The sequence below is a fragment of the Micromonospora sp. WMMD987 genome (genome assembly GCF_029581435.1).
Taxonomy (GTDB): Bacteria; Actinomycetota; Actinomycetes; order Mycobacteriales; family Micromonosporaceae; genus Micromonospora; species Micromonospora rifamycinica.
In genome coordinates this window covers 1,151,425-1,164,645 of sequence record NZ_CP120861.1, presented here as the reverse complement: position 1 = coordinate 1,164,645, position 13,221 = coordinate 1,151,425, and the positions used below count along the sequence as shown (strand labels likewise).

Sequence of the window (13,221 nt, the reverse complement as noted above, 5' to 3'; positions counted from 1 at the left end):
CATGGCATACGCGGTGCACTTCGCCGGGGCGGTGCTGGCCTGCTGGCTGACCGCGCAGGTCCTGGCCGCCTCCACCTGGACGTGGCGGGCCCCCCGGGTGGCGATCGTCTGCTGGCAGGCGGTCGGGCTGGCCCTCGGGCTGTCCGCGATGGGCCTGCCGATGGCACTCGGGCTGACCGGGTACGACCGCCCGACCGGCGGGGCGCTGCTGACCCTCGCCGACGATCTCGGCCACGGCACCCTCCCGGCCGGGGTGACCGCCGTCCACCTGGCCCTGGTGGGGGTGGGCTTCGGCATCGGCGCGGTGCTGCTCGCCACCACCGTGCGCAGCGTGCACTCCACCGTCCGCGCCCAGCGTCGGCACCGGGACCTGCTCACCCTGGTGGCCCGCCGGGATCCCACGATTCCCGGCGCGCTGGTGCTCGACCATCCCCGCGCCGCCGCGTACTGCCTGCCCGGGGTGCGTCCCCGGGTGGTGGTCAGCGCCGGCACCCTCAGCCTGCTGGACCGGGCCGAGTTGGCGGCGGTGCTCGCCCACGAGCGGGCGCACGCCCAGGAGCGGCACGACCTGGTGCTGCTGCCGTTCACCGCGCTGCGGCGGGCGCTGCCCTGGTTCCGGTGGGTCCGCGCCGCGCACGAACGGGTGGCCCTGCTGGTCGAGATGCGGGCCGACGACAAGGCGCGTGAGCTGCATGCGGAGGCCCCGCTGGCGGGCGCGTTGCGGCGCTTCGCCGCCGCCGGTGACCGGGTCACCCCGGCCGGCGCGCTGGGCCTCGGTGACCGCGACCTCGACGTCCGGGTGCAGCGGCTGCTGGTCGCCGACCGGCCGCCCCGGCTGCTCGGGGCCGCCGCGCTGGCGGTGACGACCACCCTGGCCGCGCTCCCGATCTCCCTCTTCCTGAGCTGACGCCCCGCTCCCGGTAGCACCGACGCCCCCGCACCCGGTGCGGGGCGACACGGGTGCCAATAGGTAGCCAAGCTACGTGTAGGCTCCCTACGGAAAGCGAGCCAACCCCTGGAGAGCGGCCATGGACACCCTGCTCCTCGCACGCCTGCAGTTCGCCACCACCACCTCCCTGCACTTCCTCTTCGTCGTGGTCACCCTCGGGCTGGTCACCCTCCTGGTCGGGATGCAGACCGCCTGGTTCGTCACCGGCAATCCGCAGTGGGAACGGCTGACCCGGTTCTGGGGCCAGCTCTACGTGATCAACTACGTGCTCGGCATCGCCAGCGGCATCCTGATGGAGTTCCAGTTCGGGCTGAACTGGAGCGGTCTGTCGCGCTACGTCGGCAACGTCTTCGGCGCCCCACTGGCGATCGAGACGCTCGTCGCGTTCTTCCTGGAGTCGACGTTCCTCGGCATGTGGATCTTCGGCTGGCACCGGCTGCGACGCGGGGTGCACCTGGCGCTGCTCTGGGGGGTCGCGCTCACCGCGTACGCCTCCGCTTTCTGGATCATGGTGGCGAACGCCTGGCTCCAGCACCCGGTCGGCTACCGGGTACGCGACGGTGTAGCCCACCTCACCGACTTCGGGGCGCTGCTGCGCAACCCCACCCTCGGCATGGCGCTGGGCCACGTGCTCGCCGCCGGGCTGCTCACCGGCGGCATGCTGATGGCCGCGGTCAGCGCCGGGCACCTGCTGCGGCGTACCACCGACTTCGCCCTGCACCGCACCGCGCTGCGGATCGGGCTGGTCACCGCCGCCGTGGCGGTCAGCCTGGTGCAGGGTTTCGGCTTCGCCCAGTTCGGCCCGGTCGGCGAGTTCCAACCGACCAAGTTCGACGGCGGCCCGACCGCCGACGCCCGGATCGCCGAATGGACCACCCGGTTCGGTCCGGGTGACTACACCCCACCGGTGCTGTCCAACGTCGGGCTCGGCTTCATGATCCTGATCGGCTTCCTGCTGGGCAGCGTCTGGCTGCTGCTGCCGCTGCTCTGGCGGGACCGGGTGATCCGACTGCGCTTCCCGCTCTGGCTGATCCTGCTCGCCCTGCCGCTGCCCTTCGCCGCGGTGATCCTCGGCTGGCTCGCCCGCGAGGTGGGCCGGCAACCCTGGGCCGCGTACGGGCTGCTCCCCACCGACCGGGCCGTCTCCGGCGTCGACCCGGGTCTGATGCTCGCCTCGCTGATCGGCTTCAGCCTGCTCCTCGGCGGGCTCACCGTCGCCAACTGGACGCTGCTCGCCCGGCACGCCGCCCGGGGCGCGGCCGACCCGGCGCTCGGTCGACCGCCCGACGCCCTCGACACCGAGCCCCGGCCCACCCCCGCCTTCGCCTGAGAGGACCCCGATGGCACCCCTCTGGTACGCCCTGCTCGGTCTCTTCTTCGCCGGCTACCTGGTCCTCGGCGGTCTCGACTACGGGGTCGGGCTGCTGCTGGCCCGACGCGACACCCCGGCCGCGCACCGCGCCACGCTGACCGCGCTCGGCCCGTTCTTCCTCGGCAACGAGGTCTGGCTGGTGGCCGCCATCGGCCTGCTCTTCGGCGCCTTCCCCACCCTGGAGGGGGAACTCCTCTCCGGCCACTACCCCGCCGTCGCCGGTGCCCTGGCCGGGGTGATCCTGGTCACCGCCGGTGTGCCGCTGCGCAGCCGGGCCACCGGGGCGTCCGCCCGGCAGGGTTGGGACCGGGTGGTGGCGACCGGCAGCGCGCTGGCCGCGTTCGGCTGGGGCGCCCTGCTCGCCGGGCAGCTCCAGGGCGTACCGCTGGAGGTCGACGGCCACGTCGCCGGGGTGACCCACCTGGCGACCCCGTTCGTCGCCGCCACCGGGCTCGCGCTGACCGCCCTGGTCGCGGCGCACGGTGCGACCTTCCTCACCCTGCGGCTGCCGGCGGCCGACGCCCCGGTGACCGCCCGGCTGGCCCGCCGGCTGGTCACCGGGGCACTCGCCACGGTCGGCGCGGCCACCGCGCTGGGCCTGCTCTCCGACCGGGTACGCGCCACGACCCGCCAGCCGCTGCCCGCCGTACTCCTGGTGGTGGCGCTGGTCGGAGTGTTGCTGGCGGCCCGGTCGGCGCTCGGTCGCGGTCAGCCCGGGGTGGCCCTCGCCGCCACCGGTGCGGCGCTCGCGCTGCCGGTGGCCCTGACCGGTGCGGCGCTCTGGCCGGCCGCGCTGGTCTCCACCATCGATCCGGCGGCCACGCTGAGTGTCGCCGACGCGGCGGCCAGTGGGCCGACCCTGCGGTTACTGGGCTGGCTGGCGCTGCCCCTCCTGCCGGCCCTACTAGGCTTCCAGGCGATGTGCTGGTGGGTGTTCCGGGGACGGACCGACGGCAGGGCACCGGTGTACTGGTGAACCGCCGTCCCTTCGACCCGCGTCTGCTGCGCCGGGTTCCTGGGGCCCGGCGCGACCTCGCCGTGCTCGCCGCCCTCGGCGGGCTCACCGCGCTGCTGGTCGTCGCCCAGGCCACCGCCCTGGCCACGGTGCTCGCCACCGGCATCCACGGGCGGCTGGACACCGTCGCGCTGGCCGGCTTCGTCGTCGCCGTCGGCGCGCGGTCCCTGGTCACCTGGGGGCAGGGCACCGTCGCTGCGCGGGCCGCCGCCACCGTGAAGGCCACCCTCCGCGCCGACCTGCTCGCCGCCGTCGGCCGGCACGGTCCGGGCTGGGTCGCCGGCCAGCGGGCCGGACAGCTCGCCACCCTCACCGGCCGCGGTCTCGACGCGCTGGACGCCTACTTCACCGGCTACCTCCCCCAGCTCGTGCTCAGCGTCACCGTGCCGGCGGCCGTGCTCGCCCGGCTGGTCTTCGCCGACTGGAGTTCGGCCCTGATCGTCGTGCTGACCCTGCCGCTGATCCCGGTCTTCGGCGCGCTGCTCGGCTGGCAGGCGCAGGCCGCCACCGAACGGCAGTGGCGACGGCTGTCGATGCTCGGCGGACACTTCCTCGACATGATCGCCGGGCTGCCCACGCTGCGCGCGTTCGGTCGGGCCACCGCACAGACCGAGGTGGTCCGCCGGATGGCCGACGGGCACCGGGCCGCCACCATGAAGACCCTGCGGATCGCCTTCCTCTCCGCGCTGGTGCTGGAGCTGGTCGCCACCCTGTCGGTCGCGCTGGTCGCGGTGCCGGTCGGCATCCGGCTGCTCGACGGCGGGATCACCCTGGCCACCGCGCTGCTGGTACTGCTGCTCACCCCGGAGGCGTACCTGCCGTTGCGGACCGCCGGCAGCCGGTTCCACGCCAGCATGGAGGGGCTCACCGCGCTGGACGAGGCGCTGACCGTCTCCGCCGTACCGGCCGGCCCGGCCGCTCCCGGGACTACCGCGACCGGGGCCGCCGACGCCGGGGCCACCACCATCGGGGCCACCGCGACCGGGACCGCCGCGACCCGGGCCACCGACGCCGCAGCCGCCGGGGCCGCAGCCGCCGGTCCGGTCGCCACGGCGTCGGCCGGTTCCTCCCCGGCCGGCGGCACCGCCCGGACGGCGTCCGGGGCCGGCGAGATCCGGTTCCACGACGTCACCGTCGCCTACCCACGGACCACCGCGCTACGGGACGTCACGCTCACCGTCCGGCCCGGCGAACGGATCGCCATCGTCGGGCCGAGCGGCGCCGGCAAGAGCACCCTGCTCGGACTGCTGCTCGGCTTCGTCACCCCGACCGCCGGCCGGATCACCGTCGACGGGGTCGACCTGGCCGACGTCGACCCCGACGACTGGCGTCGGCAGATCGCCTGGGTGCCCCAGCGGGCCCACCTGTTCGCCGCCACGCTGGCCGACAACATCCGGCTCGGTGCCCCCGACACCCCGGACACCGCCCTCGCCCACGCGGTCGCCGACGCCGCGCTGGACGAGGTCGTGGGCACCCTCCCCGACGGGCTGGACACCCTGCTCGGCGAGCGTGGTCACGGGCTGTCCAGCGGCCAGCGGCAGCGGGTCGCCCTGGCCCGCGCCCTCCTCCGGGACGCCCCGCTGGTGCTGCTGGACGAGCCGACCGCCCGGCTGGACACCGCGAGCGAGACGGTCGTCCTGGACGCCACCCGGCGACTGGTCGCCGGCCGTACCGCCCTGTTGGTGGCGCACCGACCGGCTCTGCTGGCGGACGCCGACCGGGTGCTGCACGTCGCCGCCGGCCGGGTGACCGAACTGACCCCCACCCCGGCCGGGGAGGCCCGCCGATGAGCACCGGTCCCGCCCCCACCGGGCGGCCCGCACAGGCCGCCGCCGAGCGGGCCACCCGGGCCGAACGGCCCGAGCGGGTGGTGCTGCGGCTGGCCCGACCGTACCTGGGTCGGCTGCTCGGGGCCGGACTGCTCGCCGCGGCCACCGAGTTCGCCGGGCTGGCCCTGATGGCCACCGCCACCTGGCTGCTGATGAGCGCCGCCGGCCGACCGCCGCTGGACCGGCTCACCGTCGCCATCGTCGCCGTCCGGGCGCTGGCCGTCAGCCGGGGCGTGCTGCGGTACACCGAGCGGCTCGCCGGCCACGACGCCGTCCTCCGCCTGGTCACCGACGTCCGCACCCGGGTCTTCGCCACCCTCGCCGCCTGCCCCGGCCGGGCCGTCCACCGTACCGGCGACGCCCTGAGCCGGCTGGTCTCCGACGTGGAGGCGGTCCAGGACCTGCTGCTGCGGGTGCTCGTCCCGGGGGCGGCGGCGGCCCTGGTCGGGGTGGTGGCCGTCGGCGGGGCCGCCCTGATCTCGCTGCCCGCCGCCGGGGTGCTCACGGTCGGCCTGCTGGTCGCCGGGGTGGCGCTGCCGATGTTGGCCACCGCGCTGACCCGACGGGCCGCCGACGAGGTGGCGCCGCTGCGCGGGGCGCTCGCCACCGACGCCGTCGACCTCACCCAGGGTGCCGCCGACCTGGCCGCCTTCGGCGCCACCGGCCAGGCGCTACGGGCCGCGACCCGACGCGCCGACCGGCTGGCCCGGCTGGAGCGCCGGCTCGCCGCGACCGGGTTCGCGGTGGACGCGGCCGGGGTGCTGGTGGCCGGGCTGACCGCTGCCGGAGTCGTGCTCACCGCCCTCCGTGCGCAGGTGGGCGGGGTGCTGGTGGGCGTACTCGCGATCGGTGCCCTCGCCGCCGTGGAGATCGCGCTGGCGCTGGTCGGCGCGGCCCGGCAGCGTACCCAGCTGCGCGCCGGCCTGTCCCGGGTCGCCGCCCTGCTCGACGAGCCCGCGCCCCGGCGGCCGGAGCCGGCGGCCCCGGACGCCGGCACCGCGGCCGGGTACGACGTGCGCTTCGACGGGGTCGTCGTCCGCTACCGGGAGGGTGCCCCGCCCGCCCTGGCCGGAATCGACCTCGACCTGCCCGCCGGCCGGCGGATCGCCGTGGTGGGCCCCAGCGGCGCCGGCAAGAGCACGCTGGCGGCCGTGCTGACCGGTGCGGTGGTACCCGACGCCGGCCGGGCCACCCTGGCCGGGCGGGACGTGTCGGCGTACCCGCCCGAGGAACTGCCCCGGATGATCGGCGGGCTACTCGCCGAGGCGTACGTCTTCCACGCCTCGGTACGGGAGAACCTGCTGCTCGGCCGACCCGACGCGGGCGAGGCGGAGCTGGCCGACGCGAGCCGGGCCGCCGGCCTGCTGGACTGGGTGCGGGAGCAGCCGGACGGTTGGGACACCCTGGTCGGTGAGGAGGGCGGGCAGCTCTCCGGCGGGCAGCGGCAACGACTCGCGTTGGCCCGCGCACTGCTCGCCGCTCCCGGTGTGCTGGTGCTGGATGAGCCGACCGAGGGCCTCGACCCGGTCGCCGCCGACGCGGTGCTCGCCGGGGCGCTGGCGGCCACCCCCGCCGGGCACTCGGTGCTGCTGATCAGCCATCGGCTGAGCGGGCTGGCCGGCCTGGACGAGGTCGTGGTCCTGGACGCCGGGCGGGTCATCCAACGTGGACGGCACGCCGACCTGGTGGCCACCCCCGGCTGGTACCGGGACCAGTGGTTGCTCCAGGAGGCCGCCGAGCGCGGGTACCTGGCGCTGACGCCCTGACCCCGCCACCCTGACCCCGCCGACCGGGGCGGCTCCGGCCGGGGGCGGCTCCAGCCGGGGGCGGGGGCCGGGGCGCGGGTCCGAGGTCGGGATCCCGGTCGTGGGTCGTGGGTCCGGGAATCTCCCCGACGCGTCGGTGCGCCGGCCGTGGCAGGGTGGTGCCATGCGTGCCTGCGACGAGGTGGGGATCGACGAGCGGCTCCGTGACCTGACGTCCCGGCTGCACGGCCCGAGGCGGCTGAAGACCGAACTGCTCCGCGAGGTACGGGACGCGCTGCACGACGCCACCGAGGCGTACCGGGACGGGGGGCTGCCGGCGCGGGAGGCCGAACGGCGCGCGGTGGCCGACTTCGGGACGCCGGGCGAGCTGGTTCCGGCGTACCAGGCGGAACTGGCCGCCGGGGCGCTGCGAGGGCTGTCCCGGCGGGCGCTGGGCATCGCCGTGGTGCTGTCGGCCGGCGGGGACCTGACCTGGCAGGGGTCGAGTTGGAGCGACGGCGGGACGCCGCCGCCGGCCGGTTACCAGGTGCTCGCCGGGTCGCTGGACGCGGTCTGGCTGGCCGTGGCCGGGCTGGCGCTGGCCGTCCTGCTGTCCGGGCGTCGGGCGGCCCGGCGGGGGCGGGCCACCACACCGGCGGGTCGGCTGCTCGGGCTGGGGCTGGTCGGCACGCTGGCTGTCGGGGCGGTCGCCGGGACGGCGCTCTTCGGTTGGTCGGTCGGGCTGTGGGAGGCGGCCCTGACCTGGCCACCGATGATCGTCGGGGCGGTGCTGGCCGGAGCCGCGCACTTCTCGCTGTTCCGGGCCAGCCGTTCCTGGCTGACCGCGGCCCGCTGACCGGCGACGCGGCACGTCGCGGCGACCGGAGCCCCGGGTCCACCGTCGACGACCGGCGACCGGTGCGGGGTGGGGCCGGCGGCCGGTCAGGTCACCCGGCCGTGGCCGACCGGCGCGGGATCAGGCCGGCGCGGGATCAGGCCGGCGCGGGATCAGGCCGGCGCGGGATCAGGCCGGCGCGGGATCAGGCCGGCGCGGCGGCCGGACCGGCGGGGTCGAGGAAGCGGCCGACGGTGGCGCTGAACTCGCGCCAACCGGCCCGCTCGCCGGCCAGCGACGCCCGTCCGGAGTCGGTGAGCCGGTAGGTGCGCCGTTCCCGGCCGTTGACGGTGCTCCAGGAACTGGCCACGTGGCCGGCCCGCTCCAGGCGGCGCAACGCCGGGTAGATGGTGCCGGTCGGCAGGTCGAGCTGGCCGTCGCTGCGGGCGCGCAGCGCCTCGATGACGGCGTAACCGTGCAGTTCGCCCTGCTCCAGCACGGCCATCAGCAGGGCGTCGAGGTGGCCGTGCAGTGCCTGAGCCTTCATACGTAGCTACGCTACTTGTCCAGCGGCCGGACCGCCAGCGATCGCCGGGTTTCGACCGCCGTCGGGGTGCGGGGTCGGCCGATGGACGGACGCCCATTAGGGTATGTGCCCAGAGTCACTTGGCAGCCGCAGTGCCGCCGAGTGGGCAACCCGACGCACACGGAGGTCAGCGTGGCCCGCCAGTCGCCCCAACGGCCCGACGCCGACGAACCCGACCTCGGCGACACCGACGGGCCGGACCTGGAGCCCGGCACGGTCGACCGCTCGCTCTGGGACGAGTTCAGCATCGATCCGGTCGAGATCGCCCTGCCCGCCGGCACCGGTTTCACGCTCCGGGCGTACCGGTCCGCGCGTGAGCTGACCCCGACGGACGTCGCCGAGCGCGACGAGGACGACCCCTTCCTGGCCCGCCGCCAGGTCGTCGAGACCGAGGACGACGAGGAGGTGGTGATCCTCGACGAGGAGTTCGCCGCCCTCTCGGCCGAGGACGACGAGGACGACGCCGACCGGAAGGACGACGCCGACCGGAAGGACGACGCCGACGGCAAGCGCGCCGACGGCAAGCGCGACGCCGACGGCACGGACACCGACGCCACGGACACCGACGCCGACAGCGCCGACGAGGACGCGGACGGCGACGAGGAAGACGCGGACGGCGACGAGGAGGTGCCGGTCTTCCTGAGCCACAAGGGCCGGCTGCTGCTGTTCAAGACGCCCGAATCGCTCGTCACCTTCATCCGGTCCGGCGCACCCCACGACCTGTCTCAACTGGACGGTTGGAATGAACTGTCCGAACGGGTGGAGCCGGCCGACATCGCTCCGCGTGACGAGGACACCTACGAACTCGACCTGGTCGTGGAGAACCTGCGCGGCGGACACGACACGTGGGATCCGACCCTCCTGATCGAGGCCGGCGAGGTGGCCCGTGACCTGTCCTATGCGCTGCGGCTACCCGCCGTGCTGGACATGCTCTCGGCCGGTTCCAGCCTGGACGACCTCGACGAGGCGCTCCGCGCTTCTGTCAACGGCGGAGTCGGTGGATTTCTCGGCCGTAGGCGGCTGAAGAAAATCGGCGCACAGACCGCGAGTCTGGGATGGCGCACCATTGTCGGCAAGATCTCTGCCGTCGTGGACTGGCGCGACTGACGCTGAGCGGGGAGCATCATTGGCTGGCAGAGAATAGACCTGTGTCCCGGGAGGAGGACGACGCCGTGGCGCTCGTGCGCGTGTACTGCGGTCTGGCCTCGGCAGATCCGGCCGACCGACCGGCCTCGGCCGGATCGACGCTGACGTCCGCCGTGGTCGACGACGCAGGCCGTCTGCTGCATGTCTACGAGATCGGTGACGACGCGGCGGGCTACGCCCAGCTCGTCACGCTCCTCGTGGAGCGGTCGGGTGGGCCGAGCGGCGTGGCCATCGCGGCCGACAGCGACGACCACGCGGTCACCTCGCTGCTGAGCGCGGCGGGCCGTCCACTGGCGATCGCCGACGACGACTCGGTCGACGACTTCGCCGAGCGGTTCGCCGACGACGACTCCCTGGACGAGATGCAGTCCGCGCCGGCCGAGCGGCGGGCGGTGGGCCTGGCCCGCGCCCTCCAGGCCGGCGCGCTCTCCGCGGTGACCCTCCCGGCCTCCCGGGACCTGGCCGGCTTCAAGCAGGTCCTCGCGGCGCACGCCGCCCTGTCCAGCGGCCGGCACTCCGCCGCCGTGGCGCTGCGCGAGGTGCTCCGGGAGCTCTACCCGGCCGCCCTGCGGGCGTACCCGGACCCGGCCGAGCCGGTGGCGTTGGCCGTCCTCGACGCGCTGCCCGAGCCGAACATGCTCGGCGGGACCTCGGCCCGGGGCCGCGACCTGTCGGTGGCCGCCGAGGCGGTGACCGCGCAGCTCACCGCCGACGGGGTGGCCGAGGCCGGAGAGATCGAGGCGGCGGTCACCGCGCTGCGGGTGGCCATCTCCGAGACGCCGCGCCGGGCCACCGTCAACCGCGCGCTCACCTCAGCCGTAGCCGAGACGGTCCGGCAGTCGGTCGCCGCGGTACGCGCCTGCGACGCCGGCTGCGAGGCGCTGGTGAGCGCGCTCAGCACCCGGGTCAGCGTCCCGAGTCCACTGCCGGGCCGCCGGGCCGCCGCCCGCCGGGGTGAGCAGGTCGGCGAGTTGACCGGCATCAGCGGCACCGGCACCGGGCTGCGTCCGGTGCGGCCCGTCGAGCCGGCGCCGCCCGTCCCGACCGGTCGGCGCAGCCGCCCCGAGCCGGTCCCCGGCGGTGCGTCGCCGGCCGTCCCCCGGCCGCTCGGTCCGCCGCCGGTCGCCCCCGCCCCGGTAGCCCCGCCGCCGGTGGCCCCCCGGCCGGTGACCCCGGCAGCCGTGTCCACGCTGCCGACCTCGGCGCCGCCCGGACGCGTCGACCCGGCCGCGTCGGCCCGATCGGCGTCGGACGCCCCGACGACGATGATCCCGCCGATCCGGCGGGGCATGGACGCGCCGGCCAACCGGCCGGTCTCGGCCCCTCCGCCGCCTCCGCCGGGCATCACTCCGATCGCCCCGGCGCAGCGCGGCAACGTGCCGCCCGCCGAGGCCGGTGAGCCGTTCCGGCCGACCCTCACCACGGCCGCGATCAACAACGCCCGGGCCGAACGGCAGCGCACCGTGATCCCGCCCCGACCCAAGACCACCGGCGCGCTCTCGACGCCCACCGGAGGCTTCAGCGCGACCGACCTGAACGTCCCGGTGCCGCTCTCCCGCCCCGAGCCGGAGCCGACCGCCCCACCCGGCTCCCGGGCGAACTGGCCACTGGTCAACAACCCCGAGGATCCGGCCGACAGCTCCGCCGCCAACCCGGTGGTCCCGGCGTACGGTGAGCGCGCCGGTCGCTCGACGGACGCTCCTGCCGACCCCGGGGCCGGGCGTCGGGTCACCCCGCCGTGGCTCGCCGACGACCTGCCCCAGGAGCCGCCGATGCTGCGGCTGGTGGAGCCGCCGCCGCTGGCCGACCGGGCGCTGCGGGACGGCCCCGACACCGCCGAACCGCACCTGGACACCCCGCCTCTGCGCCTGGTGGACCGGGAGCAGGCCGGTCGTTCCGGGCGGCCCACCCGGTCCGAGCGTCCGGAACGTCTGGACCGGGCGGAACACCTCGACCGTCCCACCCGGGTCGACCGTCCCGGGCGACTCGACCGGCCGGACCGGGCCGCGCGCCTCGACCGTCCCGAGCGCCTCGACCGACCGGAACCCCTCGACCGTCCCGAGCGGCCGACCCGCAGCGATCGGGCCAGCCTGGACCGTCGGCCGGAGCCGGTCGAGCGCCGTCCCCCGCCGATGGAGCACCGGCCGCCGCCGGTTTCCGACGAAGGCGACGGTGACCTGCTGATCTTCGCCCAGGCCAAGTCGGCATGGTTCGTCGGGCACGGCGACGAGAGTGACCTGCAATGGTCGTCCACCGCGGACACCGGCTGGCAGGCCGCCGAAAAGGTGGCGAGCCCGGCGGTGGGTGCGGAAACCCCGGCCGGGCTACCCAAGCGGGTTCCCCAGGCCAATCTGGTGCCCGGCTCGCCGCTGCGCGAGGAGCGTCCGCTGCGGATCGTCCGGGACGCGGCGAGCCTCGCCGAGAACACCACCGGTTACTTCCGGGGCTGGCGGCGCGGACAGGAGATCGGCGGCTTCGCCGTCGGCGGTCGGCCGGGTCGTGAGGCCGCCGGCGGCTGGGACTTCAGCCGGGATCCGACCGAGCGGGAGGACGACCGGGAGTACGAGTTCCGGTCCGCCGGCTACCGGTCCTGACGAACCCCACGAAGAGGCCGGGCACACCCAGGTAGGTGTGCCCGGCCTGTCGGCGTGGCGACCATCAGCGCCGCCGACGGTCGGCAGGGCCGTCGTCCGCACACGCGGACGCGCCCGGTCACGGCCGGAGCCGCCACCGGGCGCGTCGAAACGGTCAGGCCGGTGCCGCCGCGCGCGAACGACGCATGGTCAGCACGTACTCGACCAGCGAGATCAACACGTGCTTGGTCGACTCGCGGTTACGCGCGTCGCAGGCCACTACCGGGACGTCGGTCGAGATCGCCAGCGCGTCCCGGACGTCCTGCGGGTCGTGGTACTGCATCCCGTCGAAGCAGTTGATGGCCACCAGGTACGGCAACCGTCGGTGCTCGAAGAAGTCGATCGCCGCGAAGCAGTCGGCCAACCGGCGGGTGTCGACCAGGACCACGGCACCGATAGCACCCCGGACCAGCTCGTCCCACATGAACCAGAACCGCGTCTGACCGGGCGTACCGAACAGGTACAGGATCAGATCCCGATCGATCGAGATACGGCCGAAGTCCATCGCCACCGTGGTCGTCGTCTTGCCCGGCACCTGCCGGGTGTCGTCGACGCCCACGCCGGCAGAGGTCATGATGGCCTCGGTGGTCAGCGGTGTGATCTCCGAGACCGAACCGACCAGCGTCGTCTTGCCGACGCCGAACCCACCGGCGATAACGATCTTCGCCGACGTCACACGCCCGTTCGGGGCAGGCGGTCGCTGCGACATGTCAGAGCCTGCGAAGTCCACTCAGCACCCTCTCCAGCAGTTCAGTGCCCACCGCGTCGTCCGAGTCGTCCAGAATGGTCGGCTCGTGGACCGCGACCAGGCCGTCCGTCGCCATGTCGGCGATGAGCACCCGGGCCACGCCGAGCGGAAGCTGCATCCGGGCCGCGATCTCGGCCAGCGACTGCACGCGTCCGTCACACAGCGCGGCGATGTACTGGTGCTCCCGGCCCTGACCGCCGTTGCCACCGGCAGCAGCGCGACCGCGCACCGTCGTCTCGACGAGCGCCTCCAGGGCGATGTCGAGCCGGGGACGGGTACGACCACGGGTCACGGCGTACGGTCGGACCAACGCGCCTGTCGGTTCGTCACGATCGATCATGTAGCCGCTCACCTCCTTCGTAC

General features: G+C 75.3%; 11 protein-coding genes. 8 read left to right on the top strand and 3 right to left on the bottom strand.

The window, feature by feature from the left end; genetic code table 11:
• The first annotated feature begins 1 nt into the window (after window position 1).
• The 6 genes from O7612_RS05150 to O7612_RS05125 all read left to right on the top strand — a co-directional run bounded on the left by O7612_RS05150 (window position 2) and on the right by O7612_RS05125 (window position 7,766).
• Window positions 2–907 (top strand): M56 family metallopeptidase, encoded by a 906-nt coding sequence (locus O7612_RS05150; RefSeq protein WP_282270911.1) that lies wholly within the window; start codon window positions 2–4, stop codon window positions 905–907.
• Window positions 908–1,028: 121 nt separating this feature from the next.
• Window positions 1,029–2,279 (top strand): cytochrome ubiquinol oxidase subunit I, encoded by a 1,251-nt coding sequence (locus O7612_RS05145; protein ID WP_282270910.1) that lies wholly within the window; start codon window positions 1,029–1,031, stop codon window positions 2,277–2,279.
• Between the two features lie 10 nt (window positions 2,280–2,289).
• Complete coding sequence (locus O7612_RS05140) at window positions 2,290–3,297, top strand: cytochrome d ubiquinol oxidase subunit II (RefSeq protein ID WP_282270909.1); 1,008 nt, start codon at window positions 2,290–2,292, stop codon at window positions 3,295–3,297.
• Window positions 3,294–5,126, top strand: coding sequence for a thiol reductant ABC exporter subunit CydD (gene cydD / locus O7612_RS05135; RefSeq protein WP_282270908.1), 1,833 nt, complete (start codon window positions 3,294–3,296; stop codon window positions 5,124–5,126). The genes O7612_RS05140 and cydD overlap by 4 nt, the downstream gene beginning before the upstream one ends.
• Window positions 5,123–6,931 (top strand): thiol reductant ABC exporter subunit CydC, encoded by a 1,809-nt coding sequence (cydC, locus tag O7612_RS05130; RefSeq protein WP_282270907.1) that lies wholly within the window; start codon window positions 5,123–5,125, stop codon window positions 6,929–6,931. Before cydD ends, cydC begins: the two co-directional genes overlap by 4 nt.
• 163 nt (window positions 6,932–7,094) lie before the next feature.
• Complete coding sequence (locus O7612_RS05125) at window positions 7,095–7,766, top strand: permease prefix domain 1-containing protein (protein WP_282270906.1); 672 nt, start codon at window positions 7,095–7,097, stop codon at window positions 7,764–7,766.
• Window positions 7,767–7,950: 184 nt separating this feature from the next.
• On the opposite strand, the gene O7612_RS05120 is transcribed toward O7612_RS05125, so the two are convergent.
• Complete coding sequence (locus tag O7612_RS05120; RefSeq protein WP_282270905.1) at window positions 7,951–8,292, bottom strand: helix-turn-helix transcriptional regulator; 342 nt, start codon at window positions 8,290–8,292, stop codon at window positions 7,951–7,953.
• A 141-nt stretch (window positions 8,293–8,433) separates the two neighbouring features.
• On the opposite strand from O7612_RS05120, the gene O7612_RS05115 reads away from it, so the two are divergent.
• Window positions 8,434–9,438 carry a DNA primase gene (locus O7612_RS05115; protein WP_282270904.1) on the top strand — a complete coding sequence of 335 codons (1,005 nt, stop codon included), beginning with the start codon at window positions 8,434–8,436 and terminating at the stop codon, window positions 9,436–9,438.
• A gap of 41 nt (window positions 9,439–9,479) precedes the next feature.
• On the top strand, window positions 9,480–12,071 hold the full coding sequence (locus tag O7612_RS05110; RefSeq protein WP_282270903.1) for a transposase: 2,592 nt from the start codon (window positions 9,480–9,482) through the stop codon (window positions 12,069–12,071).
• A 154-nt stretch (window positions 12,072–12,225) separates the two neighbouring features.
• On the opposite strand, the gene O7612_RS05105 is transcribed toward O7612_RS05110, so the two are convergent.
• Together O7612_RS05105 and O7612_RS05100 are read right to left on the bottom strand one after the other, a co-directional pair.
• Window positions 12,226–12,819: an ATP/GTP-binding protein gene (locus O7612_RS05105; RefSeq protein WP_067304720.1), complete on the bottom strand. Its 594-nt coding sequence runs from the start codon at window positions 12,817–12,819 to the stop codon at window positions 12,226–12,228.
• 1 nt (window position 12,820) lies between these two features.
• Complete coding sequence (locus tag O7612_RS05100) at window positions 12,821–13,198, bottom strand: DUF742 domain-containing protein (RefSeq protein WP_067304754.1); 378 nt, start codon at window positions 13,196–13,198, stop codon at window positions 12,821–12,823.
• Window positions 13,199–13,221: the final 23 nt, after the last annotated feature.

Excerpts from the sequence above, each read along its gene's own strand:
- O7612_RS05145 (WP_282270910.1), top strand. The coding sequence starts at position 1,029 with ATGGACACCCTGCTCCTCGCACGCCTGCAGTTCGCCACCACCACCTCC.
- O7612_RS05140 (WP_282270909.1), top strand. The coding sequence starts at position 2,290 with ATGGCACCCCTCTGGTACGCCCTGCTCGGTCTCTTCTTCGCCGGCTAC.
- cydC (WP_282270907.1), top strand. The coding sequence starts at position 5,123 with ATGAGCACCGGTCCCGCCCCCACCGGGCGGCCCGCACAGGCCGCCGCC.
- O7612_RS05150 (WP_282270911.1), top strand. The coding sequence starts at position 2 with ATGGCATACGCGGTGCACTTCGCCGGGGCGGTGCTGGCCTGCTGGCTG.
- O7612_RS05125 (WP_282270906.1), top strand. The coding sequence starts at position 7,095 with ATGCGTGCCTGCGACGAGGTGGGGATCGACGAGCGGCTCCGTGACCTG.
- O7612_RS05120 (WP_282270905.1), bottom strand. The coding sequence starts at position 8,292 with ATGAAGGCTCAGGCACTGCACGGCCACCTCGACGCCCTGCTGATGGCC.
- O7612_RS05100 (WP_067304754.1), bottom strand. The coding sequence starts at position 13,198 with ATGATCGATCGTGACGAACCGACAGGCGCGTTGGTCCGACCGTACGCC.
- O7612_RS05105 (WP_067304720.1), bottom strand. The coding sequence starts at position 12,819 with ATGTCGCAGCGACCGCCTGCCCCGAACGGGCGTGTGACGTCGGCGAAG.